Source organism: Variovorax sp. W2I14 (assembly GCF_050435205.1).
GTDB classification, from domain to species: Bacteria; Pseudomonadota; Gammaproteobacteria; order Burkholderiales; family Burkholderiaceae_C; genus Variovorax; species Variovorax paradoxus_C.
In genome coordinates, this window is the sequence record NZ_JBNDJX010000001.1 from 24024 (window position 1) to 41687 (window position 17664).

General features: G+C 69.3%; 13 protein-coding genes. 12 read left to right on the forward strand and 1 reads right to left on the reverse strand.

Features of this window, described 5'->3' with window-relative positions; genetic code table 11:
• Positions 1–105: 105 nt before the first annotated feature.
• Genes QF040_RS00095 through QF040_RS00150 form a run of 12 tightly spaced genes read left to right on the forward strand, consistent with a single transcriptional unit; the run spans position 106 to position 17109 of the window.
• Positions 106–594 carry an Hcp family type VI secretion system effector gene (locus QF040_RS00095; protein WP_042579186.1) on the forward strand — a complete coding sequence of 163 codons (489 nt, stop codon included), beginning with the start codon at positions 106–108 and terminating at the stop codon, positions 592–594.
• A gap of 24 nt (positions 595–618) precedes the next feature.
• Positions 619–1050: a type VI secretion system baseplate subunit TssE gene (gene tssE, locus QF040_RS00100; protein WP_429609182.1), complete on the forward strand. Its 432-nt coding sequence runs from the start codon at positions 619–621 to the stop codon at positions 1048–1050.
• Between the two features lie 36 nt (positions 1051–1086).
• Positions 1087–2871, forward strand: a complete 1785-nt coding sequence (tssF, locus tag QF040_RS00105) for a type VI secretion system baseplate subunit TssF (RefSeq protein ID WP_429609183.1) — start codon at positions 1087–1089, stop codon at positions 2869–2871.
• Positions 2859–3869 carry a type VI secretion system baseplate subunit TssG gene (tssG, locus tag QF040_RS00110; RefSeq protein WP_429609184.1) on the forward strand — a complete coding sequence of 337 codons (1011 nt, stop codon included), beginning with the start codon at positions 2859–2861 and terminating at the stop codon, positions 3867–3869. The genes tssF and tssG overlap by 13 nt, the downstream gene beginning before the upstream one ends.
• Positions 3856–6561, forward strand: coding sequence for a type VI secretion system ATPase TssH (gene tssH, locus QF040_RS00115; protein WP_429609185.1), 2706 nt, complete (start codon positions 3856–3858; stop codon positions 6559–6561). The genes tssG and tssH overlap by 14 nt, the downstream gene beginning before the upstream one ends.
• Before the next feature lie 16 nt (positions 6562–6577).
• Positions 6578–10030 (forward strand): type VI secretion system tip protein TssI/VgrG, encoded by a 3453-nt coding sequence (tssI, locus tag QF040_RS00120; protein WP_429609186.1) that lies wholly within the window; start codon positions 6578–6580, stop codon positions 10028–10030.
• 10 nt (positions 10031–10040) lie between these two features.
• Positions 10041–12953: a DUF2169 family type VI secretion system accessory protein gene (locus QF040_RS00125; RefSeq protein ID WP_429609187.1), complete on the forward strand. Its 2913-nt coding sequence runs from the start codon at positions 10041–10043 to the stop codon at positions 12951–12953.
• Between the two features lie 2 nt (positions 12954–12955).
• Positions 12956–14047, forward strand: coding sequence for a pentapeptide repeat-containing protein (locus tag QF040_RS00130; protein WP_429609188.1), 1092 nt, complete (start codon positions 12956–12958; stop codon positions 14045–14047).
• 13 nt (positions 14048–14060) lie between these two features.
• Complete coding sequence (locus QF040_RS00135; RefSeq protein WP_429609189.1) at positions 14061–14780, forward strand: DUF3540 domain-containing protein; 720 nt, start codon at positions 14061–14063, stop codon at positions 14778–14780.
• A gap of 12 nt (positions 14781–14792) precedes the next feature.
• The gene (locus QF040_RS00140; protein WP_429609190.1) at positions 14793–15185 is read left to right on the forward strand and encodes a DUF4150 domain-containing protein; all 393 of its coding nucleotides are present in this window, start codon (positions 14793–14795) and stop codon (positions 15183–15185) included.
• A gap of 20 nt (positions 15186–15205) precedes the next feature.
• On the forward strand, positions 15206–16273 hold the full coding sequence (locus QF040_RS00145; protein ID WP_429609191.1) for a serine hydrolase: 1068 nt from the start codon (positions 15206–15208) through the stop codon (positions 16271–16273).
• A 5-nt stretch (positions 16274–16278) separates the two neighbouring features.
• Positions 16279–17109, forward strand: coding sequence for a hypothetical protein (locus tag QF040_RS00150; RefSeq protein WP_429609192.1), 831 nt, complete (start codon positions 16279–16281; stop codon positions 17107–17109).
• A gap of 25 nt (positions 17110–17134) precedes the next feature.
• Here QF040_RS00150 and QF040_RS00155 read toward each other — a convergent pair whose 3' ends face one another.
• The gene (locus QF040_RS00155; protein ID WP_429609193.1) at positions 17135–17632 is read right to left on the reverse strand and encodes a hypothetical protein; all 498 of its coding nucleotides are present in this window, start codon (positions 17630–17632) and stop codon (positions 17135–17137) included.
• Between the last annotated feature and the right edge of the window lie 32 nt (positions 17633–17664).

Sequence of the window (17664 nt, forward strand, 5' to 3'; positions counted from 1 at the left end):
TCTGCCCCAGGTTGCGACAAGGAATTCGAATTCCGCGGAATGCTTTATTCGAATTAACGGGGTTTTAAATGTCGGCATGAATTGCCGAATAACGAAAGTACTCAAATGCCGATGCCGTGCTACCTCACCCTCGAAGGTCAAAACCAAGGAAAAATCGAAGGCTCCACCAAGGTCAAGGGCCATGATGGAAAAATTCTCGTGCAAGCCGTCGAGCACACGATCGAAATTCCCAAGAGCCCGCAAACCGGCCTGCCCACCGGCAAGCGCGTCCACGGTCCGACCACGCTGACCAAGGAAATCGACAAGTCCTCGCCCAAGCTGTTCCAGGCCCTCACCTCGGGCGAACAGATGAAGTCGGTGGAACTCGAGTTCTATCGGATCTCGCCCAAGGGCACCGAAGAGAAGTACTACACGGTCAAGCTCGAGAACGCCATTCTCACGAGCATCCGTTCCTGGACCCCCAACTGCCTGAACCCCGAGAACAAGCAGATGGGACACATGGAAGACGTGGCGTTCACCTACGAGAAGATCACCTGGACCTTCAATCCGGACGGCATCGAGGCCGAGGATTCCTGGCTCGCGCCGAAGTCCTGACCGGTCGGAGGCTGATCGCCCGCCGTGAGTGAATTCCGCCTGCTCGAACGCGTGGCCCGCTGGGAAAGCGGTGCCGAGCGCCATGCCGCCGCGGGAGCGAGCCTGCTGATCGATTCGGTGATCGCGCACCTGCGCTGCATCCTGAACACCCGCCAGGGCAGCGTGCCGCTCGATCCGCACTTCGGCGTGCCGGACTTCACCAACCTTGCGGGCGGCCTCTCGGCCGGATCGGTGCGCGACATCGAAGTCGCCATCCGGCAGGTGATCCTGCGCTACGAGCCCCGGCTGCGAGCGCCCCAGGTCACGTTGCGTGCCGACCCGGGCGACCCGATGTCGCTGCGCTTCGATGTCGATGGCCGGCTCGATGTAGACGGCCAGGAGATTCCGCTGCAACTGTCGACCATCGTCGGCAGCAACGGCAAGGTCAGCGTTCCCGACCATGCATTGAGGCGCTGAGGCATCGAGCGCCTCGCGCGCACTGCGCCCACAGAGATGAGCAAAGCCACCTTTCTTCGCTACTACCAGGACCAGCTGCAGCAATTGCGCACGCTGTCGGTGGACTTTGCGCGCGCCAACCCGGCGCTTGCGCCGATGTTGGCCGAGCCCTCGGGCGACCCGGACGTGGAGCGGCTGCTCGAGGGCGTGGCCTTCCTCAACGGCCTGACCCGGCAAAAGCTCGACGACGAGTTTCCCGAGCTGCTCCAGGAACTGGCCAACCAGCTGTTTCCGCACTATCTGCGACCGGTGCCGGCGGCAACCCTCGTGATGTTCGAGCCCAAGGCGCCGCTCACCGAGGCCGTGCGGGTGCCCGCCGGCAGCGAACTTGCCTCTTTGCCGGTGGACGGCACGCGCTGCCGCTTTCGCATCAGCCATGCACTGCAGGTGGAGCCGCTGACGTTGCGCGGTTTCGAGCTGGTCCACGATGCGGGCCGTGCGCCCGCGCTGCGGCTGGACTTCGTGCTGCAGGGCATCGACCTGGCGCAATGGGCGCGGGGGCCCATCCGGCTCTTCCTGGGCGGGGGCTTCGCGCAGGCCAGCAACCTGCTGATGCTGCTGATGACGCGCGTGGCGCAGGTCGAGGTTGCGGCCGGAAGCCCGCAGCAAGTCGAGGTCCCGGCGGGCCGGCCGCAACAGGTCGGCGAACGCTTTGCGCTGGGCCGCCAGGCGCTGCGCTGCGCCGGCTTCGACCACGAGATGCTGGCCTATCCGCAGCATGCCTTTTCGGGCTTTCGCGTGATTCAGGAGTACTTCGCGCTGCCCGAGAAGCTGCTGTTCGTCGAGCTCGACGGGTTCGAGCGCTGGGGCGGCGCACGCGGCGGCCAGCAGTTCAGCGTCTGGCTGACGCTCACGGACCTGCCGCAGTGGGCACCCGAACTGCGCGACAACAGCTTTCAACTCAATGTGGTGCCGGTGCTCAACCTGTTCGAGCACCCGGGCGAACCGATCCAGCACGAGCACCGCACGAGCGAGTACCGCGTGCGGCCAGAGAACGAAAAGAAGGGCCACTACCAGATCTTCTCGGTCGACCGCGTCGTCGGCTATGCGCAGGGCGCGAGCGAGGAGCGCGTGTACCTGCCCTTCGGCATGGCCGGCCTGCCGGGCCAGGCGAACCAGGTACCGGCGAGCTACTCGCTGTCTCGCCGTGCCTCGGCGGTGGGCCGCGGCCAGGACATGTTCATCTCGATTGCCACCCCGCGCCACCAGCCGCTGGCGCCCGAGACGCTGTCCATCTCGCTCACCTGCACCAACCACGAGCTGCCCGAGAGCCTGAAGCTCGGCGACATCAGCCAGCCCACCAGCAACTCGCCCGAGCGGCTGTCGTTTCGCAACATCCGGCCGGTCACGCCGCAGCTCAATCCGCCGGCCGACGAGCACCTGCTGTGGCGGATGATTTCGCACATCTCGCTGAATTTCCTGTCGCTGGCCGATGCGGCCAACCTCAAGATGATGCTGGGCCTGTACATCTTCTCCGAGCGACAGGACCACGGCCGCGAGATCGCCAACCGCCACCGCATTGCGGGCATCGAGTCGCTCGTCGCCGAGCCCGAGACGCGGCTGATCGGCAGGCGCATGCTCAGCGGCCAGCGCCTGCGCCTGGGCTGCCGCAGCAGCCACTTCGCCAGCCTGGGCGGCCTGTATGTCTTCGGCTGCGTGATCGAGCGTTTTCTGGGCGACTACGCGGCCATCAACGCCTACACCCGGCTCGAGGTGCGCGACATCGACACGGGCGAGGTCTTCGAATGGCCGGCCAGGCTGGGGCGGCAATGCCTGCTCTGAAAGACGATCTGCGCGCGAGCGCATCGAACTACGGCTACTTCCAGGCGATCCGGCTGTTGCGCCGGGCCGGGGTGAGCAACATCCGCGTGCGGCCCCACCTGAGCCTGGGATTTCCCGACAACGACATCGAGCGCATCGAGCGCATGCGTGGTGCCGCGGCGGACGGCAGTGAAGACGCCTACCGCGTCACGGCCAGCTTCTTCGGCCTCTACGGCGTGTCCTCGCCGCTGCCGACCTTCTATACCGAAGACCTGCTCGACGACGAGCGCGAGGGCCGTCACGCGCGGCGCGACTTCTTCGACATCCTGCATGGCTCGCTCTATCCGCAGCTGTTCGATGCCTGGCGCAAATACCGGCTGCAGATGCGCGTGGTCGAGGACCGGGACCCCGAGGCGCTCGACACCCTCTACGCCTTTGCCGGCCTGGGCTCGCCCGCGCAGCGCGAGAGCCTTGCGCCCGATGCCGCAAGCCTGCTGCGCCATTTGAATCTGTTCGCGCAGCACACGCGCTCGGCGCTGGGGCTTCGCACGCTGCTGGCCGATGCCTTCGCGCCTGCCACGGTCGAGGTCGAATCCTGCGTGCCGCAGTGGGTGTCGATCCCCAGCGACCAGCGCCTGAGGCTCGGAATGCAGGGCCATGCATTGGGCGAAACCTGCCCGCTCGGCGTGCAGGTCGAGGACTGCGACAACCTGCTGCGCCTGGTCATCGGCGAACTGCCCGAGGCGCTTTTCCAGCAATTGCTGCCGGGTGCGCCGGGGCATCGTCGGCTGCAGTTCCTGGTGCGCTTCTATCTCACGCGGCCGTTGCAGGTGGCCGTCGAACTCAGGCTGCGCAACGACCAGGGCCGCAAGGCGCGTCTCGGTGCGCCGGTCTGGTCGCGCCTGGGCCTGGACACCTGGCTGCCCGGCGAGCGCGACGGCGATGCACCGGCTGTCGGCTTTCGCCTGGCGGCGCCCCTCACTTCCTCCACAAGGACCTCTTCCCATGTTGCTGGTTGACCTGAAGCCGCTCGTCGGCCGCCTCGACGGCTATTGCAAATCCTCGCTCGAGAACGCGGCCGGGCTGTGCATCTCGCGCGGCCACTACGAGATCACGCTCGAACACCTGCTGCACCGGCTGCTCGACGAGCCGCAGGCGGACATTTCGCTGCTGCTGCGCCAGAACGGCGTGGACGCCGGCGCGCTGCGCCACGGCGTGGACCGCGTGCTGGAGGAGATGCGCACCGGCAATGCGGGCCGGCCGGCGTTCTCGCCGCTCCTGCTGGAACTGCTGCAGGACGCCTGGCTGCTGGGCTCGGTGGACCTTGGGCAGACGCTCATCCGCTCCGGCGCGGTGCTCGCGGCGCTGGTGGCACGCGCGGGGTTCTATGCCGGCGGCGGCCTGGGGCCGCTGCTGAGCCCGCTGCGCAAGGAGACCCTGCTCGAGCAATTTCCCAGCGTCTGCGCCGGCTCGATCGAGGGCCAACCTTCGGCCGCAGGAGAGGGCACCGACCTCGAGCGCGGCTCGCCCGGCGCGCCCGCCGGTGCGATCGGCAAGTACTGCGAGAACTTCACCGACAAGGCACGCGCCGGCAAGATCGACCCGGTGTTCGGCCGCGACGCCGAGATTCGCCAGATGGTGGACATCCTCGCGCGCCGGCGCAAGAACAACCCGATCTGCGTGGGCGACCCCGGCGTGGGCAAGACCGCAGTGGTCGAGGGCCTGGCGCTGCGCATCGTCGAAGGCGACGTGCCCGAGATGCTCAAGGAGGTGACGCTGCTGGGCCTGGACATGGGCATGCTGCAGGCCGGCGCCAGCGTGAAGGGCGAGTTCGAGAATCGCCTGAAGGGCGTCATCGAGGAGGTCAAGGCTTCGGCCACGCCGATCATCCTTTTCATCGACGAGGCGCACACGCTCATCGGCGCCGGCGGCCAGGCCGGCACCTCGGATGCGGCCAACCTGCTGAAGCCCGCGCTCGCGCGCGGCGAGCTGCGCACCATTGCCGCCACCACCTGGGCCGAATACAAGAAGTATTTCGAGAAGGACGCCGCGCTGGCGCGCCGCTTCCAGCTGGTGAAGCTCGACGAGCCCGATGTCGCCACCGCGGTGCAGATCCTGCGCGGCCTGCGCGAGCGCTACGAGGAGGTGCACCAGGTCGCCATTCGCGACGATGCGCTGGTGGCCGCGGCCGAACTCTCCAGCCGCTACATCACGGGCCGCCAATTGCCCGACAAGGCGGTCGACCTGCTCGACACCGCGTGCGCGCGGGTCAAGGTGCTGCAGCATGCCAAGCCCGACCGGCTCGAGGACACCGAACGCCGCATGCAGGCGCTCGAACGCGAGGAGCGCGGCCTGCGGCAGGACGTCGATCATCGACAGCCCGTGGATGCGCAGCGTTTTGCCGACATCGATGCGCAAATGGGCACGCTGGCCGCCGAGGCCGAGCAACTGCGCACGCGCTGGCAGGCGCAGCGCGCCGCCGCCCAGGCGCTGCGCGATGCGCGCGCGGCCTTCGGCGCCGCGCGCCGCGACCAAGGCGATCATGGCGGGCAAGGTGAATCTCCCGAAGCGCCGGCACTGCAGGCTCTCGAAGCCGCGCTGGTCGAGGCCGAGCACGCCTTCGCCGCGGCCCAGGGCGGCGAGGCGCTGGTGCGCATCGATGTCGACCCCGAGGTGGTGGCCAAGGTGGTGTCGGACTGGACCGGTGTGCCGGTCGGCAAGATGCAGAAGGACCGCGCGAGCACCGCGCTGGGCCTGGCCGATGCGCTCAAGCGCCGCATCCGCGGCCAGGACGCCGCGCTCGACCAGGTGGCGGAGATCGTCAAGACCGCGAGCTCGGGCCTGAACGACCCGCGCCAGCCGCTGGGCGTGTTCCTGCTGGTCGGCCCGTCGGGCGTCGGCAAGACCGAAACCGCGCTGGCCGTGGCGGACCTGCTGTTCGGCGACGAGAAGTCCACCGTGGTCGTGAACATGAGCGAGTTCCAGGAGCGTCACAACGTGAGCCGGCTGATCGGTTCGCCGCCAGGCTATGTGGGCTACGGCGAAGGCGGCCTGCTGACCGAGGCCGTGCGCCAGCGGCCTTACTCGGTGGTGCTGCTCGACGAGGTCGAGAAGGCCCACCTGGACGTGCTGAACCTTTTCTACCAGGTGTTCGACAAGGGGATGCTGTCGGACGGCGAGGGCAAGGAAATCGACTTCGCCAACACCGTCATCTTTCTCACGTCCAACCTCGCCACCGATGTCATCACCGAGATGACGCAAGGCGACGAGCCGGTCGATCCGGCCGTGCTCGCCACCGCGATCCGGCCGCTGCTCTCGAGCCACTTCAAGCCCGCGCTGCTCGCGCGCATGACCATCGTGCCGTACGTGACGCTCGACGCCCAGGCGCTCGGCGGCATCGTGCGCCTGAAGCTCGAGCGCATCGCCCTGCGGCTGGGGCACAACAACAAGGTGCGCTTCACCTTTGCCGACGCGGTGGTCGAGCGCATCGCGGCGCGCTGCACCGAGGTGGAGACCGGCGCCCGCAACATCGACTTCATCCTGCGCGGCAACGTGCTGCCGCTGATGTCGCAGCAGATGCTGCAGCGCATGGGCAGCGGCGAGCCGACCAGCGCGGTGCATCTCGATGTGGATGCGGCGGGCGAGTTCACGGTGCGCTTCGACGCCGAGGTCGAGGTTCAGGCCGAGGCCGAGGCCGAGGCCGTCGCCTGATCCAAGAGCCCGAGCCATGAGCAGCCTTTCCGACCGCCTTCCCGCCGACCGCCGCTTCGAGTTCGGCAGCGACGCCTGCCCGGCCGACACCTTCGCGGTGGTGCGCATGAGCGGCTTCGAGGCCATCTCCAGGCCCTACCGATTCGAGCTGGTGCTCGTCTCCGACGACGCGCAGCTGGACCTTGCGCGCGTGCTGGCCGCCAAGGCGGAGCTGCGCATCTTCGCGCCCGACGGCAGCAGGCAGGCCACGCCCTACGCGGGCGTGCTGGCCGAGTTCGACCAGCTTCACCAGGCGGGCGGCTTCACCTTTTATCGCGCGGTGCTGGTGCCGCGCCTGTGGCTGCTGTCGCTGTATCGCAATTCCGAGGTTTACCTGCACGAGCAGACGATTCCCGAGATCGTCGAAAGCCTTCTGAAGGGCGCCAAGCTCAGACCGGGCAGCGACTACACGCTCAAGCTCAGGGGCGACTATCGTCCGCGCAGCTACGTGTGCCAGTACCAGGAGACGCCGCTGGCGTTCATCTCGCGCTGGCTCGAGCGTGAAGGCATCTACTACCACTTCGAGCAGGCCGACGGGGCCGATCGGCTGGTTCTGCTCGACGACAAGACGGCCCAGCCGGCCGCGGCGCTGGCCGTCAGCTACCGGCCGGCCGACGAGCTCGACGTGGGGCAGACGCCCGACTCGGTGCAGGGCCTGGTCTGCCGCACGCGGCCGCTGCCGCGCAGCCTGGTGCTGCAGGACTACAACCACCGCCGCGCCGGCATGCCGCTGGTGACGCAGGTCGAGGTCTCGGCCAGCGGTGTCGGCGAGGAAATGCTCTATGGCGAGAACTTCCGCACCGAGGAGGAGGGCGAGCGCTACGCCAGGATTCGCGCGCAGGAGCTGCGTTGCGGCGAGCGCGTGTTCAGCGGCGAGGCCACCGCGGTGGGGCTGCGCAGCGGCCATTTCATGGACCTGTCGCACCACTACCGCGACGACTTCAACGGCCGCTACCTGGTTACCGAGATCACGCACGAAGGCTCGCAGGCCGGTACGCTGCTCGCCGGGCTGAAGACGCCCTTCAACGCGCGCGAAGAGCAGACCGTCTATCGCAACACCTTCGTCGCGCTGGCCGCGGCCACGCAGTTTCGCCCGGCGCGCAGCACGCCCAAGCCGCGCGTGGCCGGCACCATGAGCGCCACGGTCGATGCGGAGGGCTCGGGCGAGTACGCCGAGCTCGACGAGCACGGCCAGTACAAGGTGCAGATCCCCTTCGACCGCACCGAGAAGGGCGCGGCCAAGGGCTCGGCGCCGGTGCGCATGGCCTCGCCTTACGCGGGCAGAGAACATGGCATGCACTTTCCGCTGCACAAGGGCACGGAGGTGCTGCTGTCCTTCGCCGACGGCGACCCGGACCAGCCTGTGATCCTGGGGGCGGTGCCCAATTCGGTCACGCCGAACGTGGTCGACCAGCGAAACCCGCAGGACAACCTGATCAGCACCAAGGGCGGCAACCAGATGCTGATGGCCGACACCAAGGGCAAGGAAGTGATCTGGCTGCATTCGCCGTTCCACAAGAGCAGCCTGGGCATCGGCTCGGTCCATCCCGAAGGCGGCGGCAGCATCTACGAGGCCACCACCGGCGGCAAGGACTCGGTGTCCTTCGGCAACAGCAACTCGATGAGCTTCGGGCCTGCGAATTCGCTGTCGCTGGGCACCAAGGCGTCGATCGGCGCGGCTTTCTCGAACGACGTGTCCATGGGCACGAAGATCGGCATCGATGCGTCCTCCAGCATCAGCTGGAAGGCCAATCTCGGGACGCTGCCCGCCGTGGGCTCGTTCGAGGGCACCAGCGGGCTCAAGAACATCTCCATCGACGACTCCGACGGCCTCAGCCTGAAGCGCTCCTTCGGCGGCAAGTCCAACAAGACCGCGAAGATCCAGGCCGGCGCGTTCGAGGACGAGGAAACCTCCGCCGCGCTGGAGAGCTCGAAGGTGAAACTGCGCGCGATGATCGCCGGCTACACGGCGCTGAACTTCACCCAGTCGACCATCTTCAGCATGGCGGTGAACGCGAGCGGCGACGGCGCCTTACTGGGGCCCGCCGAGAAGCAGGCCAAGAAGACGCAGGAAGCCGACGACCTCCGCTTCGCCGACGAGGAAGCCAAGGCCAAGGCCATCGAGAAAGAGAAGCTCAAGGCCGAGTCGCCGCCGGAAGCAGTCACCAAGGAGGCGGCCAAGGGCGCAGAGGATGCCGCCGCGTGGAGAAAGGCGGAAGAAGACAAGATCTCCAAGAAGTACGAGAACGGTCCCATCGAGTCGGCGGCCGAGAAAGCCGAGAGGAACGAACTCAAGGACAGGTCGCCTCCCGTGGACATCGCCAGGCGTGCCGCTGCGGAGACTGTCTGGCGGGCTGCCAAAGAGAAGGAGATCGACGACCGCTACAAGAGCCGCGCCGCCGCGCAGGCCGCCCCGTCGAACCCCGCCCGCCAGACGCTGCAGGGCTGGCCCGGCATCATCGGCAAGTTCGGCCTCGATGCCGTCCTGAATGTGACTGCGATGGGCTTGATGCAAGCCTATGCACGCACGCTCCAGGCCGAGATCGACGACCTCAAGCTGATGAGCGAACTGAGCCTGGGCGTGGACGGCATCCAGCACACCGTCAACGGCGACGACGCGGGCGCGCCGCTGGTTCAGCCCGACCCGCCGCTGGATGTCCGCTGCGAATTGACGCTGTCGCCGTCGACGGGCGTCTCCATCACGGCGGGCAAGAAATCCGAATGGGACGCGAAGCCTCCCACCGGCGGCGCGATCCGCATGAAGTCCAGGCTGATCAAGCTGGCTGCCGACAAGCTCCTCTTCAAGGCGCCGACGGGGGTCGTGGGCCATGTCGTCGACAACAAGGTGCTGGGCTTTTCCTATGCGGCCGCCGACGACGACACGGCCAGCCTCAGTTCAACGGGGTCCTTCGTTTCGGCGAAGGCCGGTGCGCTCGAGTTGGCCGCGCCGGCGATCCACATCGGCAACATGGCGAGGATCGACTTGTTGGCAGCGGCCACGACCGTGGTGTCGGCCATGGAGACGGCGCACGAGGCTGCCGAACTTGCTCTCGCAGAGGCCAAGGCGCTGTCCAGGGCCGCGCTGAAGGCTGCCCGAAGGTCGGCCGTCGCCCAGTGGCTGGAAAAGCCCAAGAGCCTGCCGGCCGACGATCCGACGCTCCGCGCGATCACGACGGCCGAACAGTTCGAGAAGCAGGCGCGCCGGAACCTGGACGATGCGTTGGCCAGGCAGGCCGATGCGATGGCCGCGATCAAGGCGGCGCCGCTGACCCGAGGCATCAGCATCGACGGCAGCTCGGCGTCGCTGACCTTCGGCAACTCCGGTTGGAAGGCCACCGATGCCGGGCTGGAGATCAGTTGCAGCAGCTCGACGGCCAAATTCCTGCCGGTCAGCGTCGAGCTGGACAGCACCTTGATCAAGCTGGGCTGAAACCGCCACCATGAAGATCATCAAGCCCGACCACATGGCGGTCGTCCATCGCGCACTGCGATGGCAGCAAAAGGACCGGCTGGCCGTCGGCCTGGTGGCGCTGTTTCCGCTGGCGTCGGCGCGCCTGGATGCGCTGCGCCCCGAAACCGAGCTCTGGCAACTGCTGCCGAAGGCGCCCGGCGCGCCGGCCGTGCTCGACGAGGGCTATCCCAAGCCGAAGGCCGAATTCATGCTCTACGGCGAGGCCTGTGCGCCCGGCGCCACGCCCGTGACCGAACTCGCGGTGCGCGCGCGCGTGGGCAGCCTGGACAAGCCCCTCATCGTTCGCGGCGACCGGCACTGGACCGCGCTCGGCACGCTGTCGTCGCCAGCGCCCTTCACGCGCATGCCCTTGGTGCCGGCCAACGCTTTCGGCGGCCCTGGCGACGAAGCGAACCCGCTTGGCAAGGCCGCGCCGGCCCTGCCCAACGTGGAAGACCCGCGCCACCCGATCGTCTTCAAGGGCGACCGGCCGGCACCGGCCGGCTACTGGGGTGTGGACAGCAGCGCGCCGCAACGCCAGCGCCACCTGGGCGCCGTCGGCACGGCCTGGCTGCAGAAGACCTGGCCGCACCTGCCCGAGGACACCCGCGGCGACTACTTCCAGAGCGCGCCGCCGGACCAGCGCCTGACCGGATTCTTCGCCGGCGACGAGGCGATCGCGCTGAGCCATCTGCATCCTGCGCAGCCGCGCATCGAGAGCGCGCTGCCGGCATTGCGCGGACGCTGCTTCGCTGCGTTGCGCGGCCCGGGCCCGGAGCCTGTGCTCAAGGAGATCGCGACCCATGCCGAGACGGTCTGGCTGATGCCGGGTCTGGGCCTGGGCGCGGTGCTCTACCGCGGCACGCTGGAGATCGGCGACGAGGAGGCGCAGGACGTTGCCTGCCTGGTCATGGGCTGGGAGCCATTGCGCGACGCGCCGCTGCCCGAAGCGCACTACCGTGACCAGCTGCCGCCACCGGCGGCTGCGGCCACGGGGCCAGCGCCAGCAGCAGCAGCTGCTGCCCAGGAGGCGGCATCCCTGGCCGCGCCGGCGGGCGCCGCAGAGGGCGCGGCGGGCCTGCCCGCGGCGGCAGCGAGCGGCGCAGCAGCAGCCCTTGCCGCTGCAGCGCCTGCCGCTGTTGCCGCCGTTGCCGCTTCTCAGGGCACTTCGGCATCGTCGGTGCAGGCCCGGAAGCCGAACCTGGCCGTAACGGAGCCCGCAGCGGCCGCGGACCCGGCATTGGCGCAGATCGAACGCCTCACGGCCGAGATGAATGCACAGACCGACCGGCTGCTTGCCGAGCACGGCATCCCGCGTTCGCAGATCGACGCCATGATGCAGCCGCCGCCATCGCCGCTGCACGAGGTCTCGCAGGCCGACATCGAGGCCATGACGCAGAAGCTGCAGGCCGAGCACACGGCGCTGCTGGCCCACAACGGCCTCACGCAGGCCGACGTGGACGGGTTCATCCGCTCGCGCCAGGGCGAGCTGCCGCCGGCCGATGTGAGCCTCGCGGACATCGAAGCCCAGACGCAGCAGATGCGGCTGAAGACCCAGCAGCTGATGCGCGACAACGGCATCGACCACAACGACGTGGCCAATGCACTGAGCAGCAGCGGGGCCAGCAGCGAAGCGGTCGCGTTCATGCGGCAGTTTCCGGCGCTGGCGGCCAGCGGCGCGGGGCCGCTGGCGCTGTCGTTGCAGCCTGGCTCGCCGTCGGTCACTGCCGCACCAAGCGCCAAGGCGCCAGTGGGCGCGATGGGCGCGGCAGCGGCTCCGGTGGCGGCTTCCGCCGCCACCGCTGCGCTGGGATCGGTGGCCTCGGCACTGGCGGCACCGGCCGCCGGCGCTGCGGCACCACCCGCTGAGGCACCCGCGGCCGCCCCGCATGCTCCGACGACCCGCGAGGAAGTGATCGCCTGGCAGGCCGAAGGCCGCAGCTTCGCCGGATTGAAGCTGGACGGCCTGGAGCTCAGTGACCTGGACCTGTCCAACGCCGACTTCAGCGCCGCGACGCTCGAGAAGACGCGCTTCGATCGCGCCCGGCTGGCCGGCACCCGCTTCGACAAGGCCATCCTGCAGGGCGCCAGTTTCGAAGGCGCCGATGCGACGAAGGCCAGCTTCCAGTCGGTGCGCGCGGCCGGCAGCCGGCTTGCCGGTGCCACGCTCGGCGGCGCCACATTGAAGGCGGCGGATTTCAGTCGCAGCGATTTCACCGGCGCCACGTTGCAGGGCGCGCAGTGCGCCCGCGCCGATTTCAGCGGCAGCCGGATGGCCGGCCTGCGCAGCGCGAAGCTGCAGGCCGAGCAGGCCGACTTCAGCGGGTGCGGGCTCGAGGGCGCGGACTTCGCGGGCGCGACGCTGACGGCCGCGCGCTTCGATACCGCGCGCATGGACGGCGCCGTGCTGGCCTCCGTGCAGGCCGGGCGTTCGCAATGGTATGGAACAAAGGCGCCGAAGGCGGACTTCAGCGCTGCCGACCTGCGCGGCGCGCGCGCGGGTGCGGGCACCGTGTTCGCGGGCACGAACCTGCGCGGCGCGAACCTCGACGGCGCGGCCTGGAGCGACGGTGTGGACCTGCAGGGCGCGGCCATGCAGTCGGCCTCGATGGAACGCGCGGACTTCAGCGGTGCGCGCGCGGCCGGGCTTCTCCTGGCCGGCGCCAATGCCAAGGGCGCCAATTTCTCGCGCGCCGCGCTCGACGCCGTTGACGCCCGCAGTGCCAACCTGATGGGCGCCTCGCTGCGCCATGCGCAGCTCGCCGGTGCGCAGTTGGGCGGCGCCAACCTGCACGCCAGCGACGTCTATGGCTCGGCCATCGTCCAGGCGCACACCGCAGGCGCACTGACCACGGGCACGCTGATGCAGATCGCTGGCCGGCCCGAGGCGCGAAAGACATGAACATGACCGCATCCGCCTCCTTCGCCGATGCCGATGCCGCCCTGGCGGCCATCGCGCAGGGTGGCCGCCAACTGGCCGGTGCCAGCGTCGCCGGGCTCGACTTCGCAGGGCGCGACCTTTCCAGGGTGCACTGGCGCGACGTCGACCTGCGGCAGGCGGGGCTGGCGCGGGCCAACCTGGAAGACGCCGTGTTCGAGCGCTGCAGGCTGCCCGGTGCCGTGCTCACCGAGGCGACGCTCACGGCCACGCAATGGCACGCCTGCGACCTGCAGGGCGCGTCGCTGCGCGGCTCGCGCGGCGCGCGCGTCTCGATGCGCGAGTGCAGCCTGCGCGAGGTCGACGCCGCGGGCGCGCAATGGACCCACGCGATGCTCGACCGGTGCGACCTGTCGGCGGCCAGCTTCGCCGATGCGGCGCTGCTGCACAGCGATGTGCACCAGTGCCGCTTCGACGTCACCGATTTCAGCCGCGCGCTGCTGCAGCGCTTCACGGCCATGGACGCCGATCTGGGCAGCGCCCGCTTCGACGCCACCGACCTGACCCAGGCCTATCTGGCCGGGGCCAGGCTGGCGGGCCAGCGCCTGGGCAACTGCGTGCTGTCGATGGCGCAATTCAACCGGGCAGATCTCACGGGTGCCGATTTCTCGAAGGCGCGGCTGCAGCAGGTCCAGTTCCAGCACGCGACGCTCGAGGGCGCGGTGTTCAGCGGCGCGACGGGCCTGCATGTGCGCTTTGGCGATGCGCGCCTGGCGCGCGCGCTGCTGGACGAGGCCAGCTTCGAGATGTCCGACTTCGCACGCGCCGACCTCGCGGCAGCGCGGCTCGTGCAGCTGCGCGCATCGAAATCGAACTTCGCCGGCGCCCGCTGCCAGGGCGCGCAGATGGCGTGGGCGGTGTTCGTCCACAGCGACTTCTCGCACGCCGACCTGAGCGGCGCCGATTGCAGCCATGCCGACTTCAGCGGCGCGAACCTGCATCGCGTCGTCGAACGCGGCACGAACTGGAGCGACGCCGTGCGTCGCGGCAGCCAGGCCACCGATGCCGAGCGCGCCCGCGCCGAAGACTGGCGCCCCGGGCCGGCCACCCTTTCCTGAGAGCACTCCAGCCATGACCAGCCACGATTCCTCCGTTGCCACCTCTGCGCCCGACAGCGCGGCGGCCGGCCCCCGTCTCGTCACCGGCACCGTCTGCGGCCGCGCCGGTGCCTGGCTGTTCGTGCGCAGCAGCGAAGGCGAGCAACGCGCGCAGGTCGCGCCCAGTTGCCTGCTGGCGCCCGAAGACGGCGACGTCGTGCTGCTGTGCCTCGCGCCCGACATGCCGCTGGCCGAGCCGCTGGACGGTGCCATGCGCGTGCTGCCCTGCCGCCAGCACGTGCTGGCCGTGCTGTCGCGGGCCGCGCCGACGCAGGCGCAGGCCATGGTGCAACTGCCGGGTGGCGCCCGGTTCGTCACGCAGGAAGGAAGCCTGCGCATCGAAGGCCGCGAGGTCGACATCGCCGCGTCCGCCGGCCTGCGCGCGCGCACGCCGCAGTTCACGCTGGAGGCCGCCCACGGCGACCTTCGCTTCGGCCATGCGAATGCCTCGGCCGGCAGCTTCACCGGGGTCATCGGCCAGATGCAGCTGTTCGCACGCGATCTCAGTACGCAGGTCGGCCGCCTGGTGCAGAAGGTGCGCAGCAGCTTCCGCACTGTCGAGGACCTCGACGATCTGCGTGCCGGACGGACGCGCTGGGAGGTCGAGGGCCATGCCCAGCTGCATGCGCGGCAGGCCACCGTGCTCGCCGAAGGCACCGTCAAGATCGACGGCCAACGCATCGACCTCGGTTGAAGGAGCGCCACCATGTTCGCAGTGACCCTTGCCGGCGGCCAGTGCATGGCCACGCCCGATGTCTGCGAGGTCCCCACGCCCGGCGGGCCGGTGGCCACGCCGTTTCCCAACATCGGCCTGCCGTCGATGGGCGATTCGCCCACCACCAAGGTGCTGGTGAGCGGCATGCCCGCGCTCACGAAGGCTTCGAAGATCCCGCTCACCAACGGAGACGAGCTCGGCAAGGTCGGCGGCGTGGTGTCGAAGAAGAGCCAGGGCGAAGTCGAGTTCATCGTCGGCAGCGCGAAGGTCAAGTTCGAGGGCCAAGCCGCCATCCGCCTGTCGACGCCCACCAAGCAGAACGCCGGCAACGCGCTCGGCGCGGTGGTCGCGCCGAGCCAGTCCAAGGTCATGGTCATCAGTTGAAACGAATCAGAGGAACCCGAATGAACATCCATCCAGACAAGACGCCCGTGACGGACATCCCTTCGCTGGCCAGCCGTCGGCAGGCGCTTCGCAGTGCCGCCGCGGCCATCGCGGCGCCGGCCCTCGTGGCCTGTGGCGGCGGCAGCAGCAGCTTCAGCAGCTTTGCGCAGACCGCGCCCACCGCCGTCAGCCAGGCGATCAACGACTTCGCGGCGATGGGCCCCGACACCTCGGGCGCGCTGGTGCGTGCGGACGTGCCGATCGCGCCCTGGTCCACGGGGCAAGGCACCGAACGCAAGCTCTTCGCCGCCAGCGCGGTCAAGACCTTCATCCTGGCCCAGTTCCTGCGCGGGGCCGAGGCGGCGGGCAGCAGCATCGGCCTGTCCACCCGCTGCGAGGTGAGCGATGCGCAGCGCAGCATCAGCAGCTCGGTGCTGGGCGGGCTCACTGGCACCTCGAACTACGGCAACGTGCTGGACGCGATGATTGCGCGCAGCGACAACACGGCCACCGACATCGCGATGGCGGCGGCGGGGCCGGACCGGGTTCGCGCGCTGATTGCGCAAGCGGGCCTCACCAACACGCAGATCTTCGATTCCACCCGGCGCGTGTTCTCCTACCTGGCGGGCGCCCCCATCGGCGTCGACCTGGGCTGGCCCGGCATGCTGAAGATACTGAGCGGCGATGGCGCCGGCCTGACCCCGCGCACCGACGTCATCAACTCCACCGAGTCGATGCTGAGCTCGGCCTCCGACCTGGTCAGCTGGTATCAGCAGGCGCTCACCGGCAAGTTCTTCAGCACCGCGGCCAGCCTGCGCGAGTTCAAGCGCATTTCCTCGCAGGCCACCGCGCTGTGGCAGGTGGTACCCGCGGACGTCATCTCCTACGGCAAGGGCGGCAGCATCGACTGGGAAGACTTCCATGCGCTGTCCCTGGCGGGGCAGATGCGCTTCAACAACGTGCCGGTCACCTTCGCCTTCGTACTGAATTGGAGAGGCGGCGAGACCAGCAACGAACGCACGCCCGCATTCGGCGCCGCCGCGTCCAAGGTCTTGAACGCGGTGGCCGACGCGCTGCGCAAGGCGTGAGCGCCATGACCATCGTCGCCGTCACCGCGCTCGCACCCGACGCGCAGCGTCTGTCCGCGCTGGCGGGCACGCTCGCGCGCTATGGCCTCAAGGCGCTGGGGGGCGTCTGGGAGACCACGCCGCAGAAAGTGCTCGCGCTCGACTGGCGGCCGATGGTCGATGCGTTCATTTCGCAGCGCGCCGCGCTCTGGCTGGTGCTTGCCGATGCCAAGGCGCTGGAAGATCCTTCGGTCCGCTACGGCCTCAACCTGATCGCCGCAAGCCTGCGCAGCGCGCTGGGCGCCGACTTCGGGACCGCAGTGCTGTGGCCCGACGCACCCGGTGCGGGTGGTGGTGCTGGTACTGGCGCAGACGTTGCGTCGCGTCCTGCGCTGCCCGCGCAGTTGCGCGATGCGCTGGTGCTGGAGTCCGGTCCGGCGTGGCCCGCCAAGCTGGTCGCGCGCATGCATCGCGCACGCTCCGGGGCGGCCGCCGATCGGGTCTCGGTCCATGGCAACGAGCAGCTCGGCCAGTGGATCGAACTCGCACCAGGTGCGGGCAGCTGGCAGGGCGTGATGTTCGCCGTCGCGGGCGAGGGCGCCTCGATCGACTTCCAGGCCACCGGCCCCAGCGGTGGCTTGCCCCAGACGTCGACCATCGCCTACGGGCAATCGGGCCTGAAGCTCGAGAGCGCCGGCCGCGCCTTCAACGGCTGGGCCTTGCGCAACGAGATCGGTGCCACCGCGAGCGGGCCCGTGTCGTACTACGCCCGCGTGCGCGGCCGCCCCGAGGCGCTGCTGTGGATGCCCTACACCGAGGAGGACGATGCCGATGCCACGCTGCTCGCCCTCGACTGAGGCCGGCGCCCTCCCGGTTGTTCGCTCAGGGAAGCAGGGCGGGCCCGACCACATGCCCGAGCGAATCCAGGCGCAGCGCGACACCGGGGTCGTGGCCGAGATCGACGCTGTATTCCTCACCGTCGAAGCGGTAGGTGACGCGATAGCGCGCGGCGTGCAATTGCTGCGAGGCGACGGTGTCGCAGACGGTCTCGGGCACGAAAGCCGGTGGCGGGACATCGCCATCGCCGGTGGGTTCGGACGAAAACATTCGCGACCACAGCGATGCCTTGTGCGGCGGCGCGATCTGCACGCCGCAGCGCTCGCGCGTGCCGTTCTCCGCCACCTGCGTGCGGTAGACCGCGAGCACCGCGGTGACGCTGAACGGGCCGACGGCATCGTGGGCGGGCGCGGCGGCGGCCGGCACGACCTGCGGGGCTTCGGGCTTGGGCTTGGGCGCCTGGGCGCAGCCGCCCGCGATGGCCGCCGCGCAGAACACGGCGGCGATCAATGCGGGCTGGCGAGAACGGGACAGGCGGTGCATGCGACGGCGAGGCGAAAGCGGTCCGCCATGGT

Bases quoted from the DNA above. Each gene is read 5' to 3' on its own strand.
- QF040_RS00130 (WP_429609188.1), top strand. From the start codon at position 12,956: ATGACCGCATCCGCCTCCTTCGCCGATGCCGATGCCGCCCTGGCGGCC.
- tssF (WP_429609183.1), top strand. From the start codon at position 1,087: ATGAGCAAAGCCACCTTTCTTCGCTACTACCAGGACCAGCTGCAGCAA.
- tssH (WP_429609185.1), top strand. From the start codon at position 3,856: ATGTTGCTGGTTGACCTGAAGCCGCTCGTCGGCCGCCTCGACGGCTAT.
- QF040_RS00150 (WP_429609192.1), top strand. From the start codon at position 16,279: ATGACCATCGTCGCCGTCACCGCGCTCGCACCCGACGCGCAGCGTCTG.
- tssI (WP_429609186.1), top strand. From the start codon at position 6,578: ATGAGCAGCCTTTCCGACCGCCTTCCCGCCGACCGCCGCTTCGAGTTC.
- QF040_RS00095 (WP_042579186.1), top strand. From the start codon at position 106: ATGCCGATGCCGTGCTACCTCACCCTCGAAGGTCAAAACCAAGGAAAA.
- QF040_RS00140 (WP_429609190.1), top strand. From the start codon at position 14,793: ATGTTCGCAGTGACCCTTGCCGGCGGCCAGTGCATGGCCACGCCCGAT.
- QF040_RS00125 (WP_429609187.1), top strand. From the start codon at position 10,041: ATGAAGATCATCAAGCCCGACCACATGGCGGTCGTCCATCGCGCACTG.
- QF040_RS00155 (WP_429609193.1), bottom strand. From the start codon at position 17,632: ATGCACCGCCTGTCCCGTTCTCGCCAGCCCGCATTGATCGCCGCCGTG.
- QF040_RS00145 (WP_429609191.1), top strand. From the start codon at position 15,206: ATGAACATCCATCCAGACAAGACGCCCGTGACGGACATCCCTTCGCTG.
- tssG (WP_429609184.1), top strand. From the start codon at position 2,859: ATGCCTGCTCTGAAAGACGATCTGCGCGCGAGCGCATCGAACTACGGC.
- QF040_RS00135 (WP_429609189.1), top strand. From the start codon at position 14,061: ATGACCAGCCACGATTCCTCCGTTGCCACCTCTGCGCCCGACAGCGCG.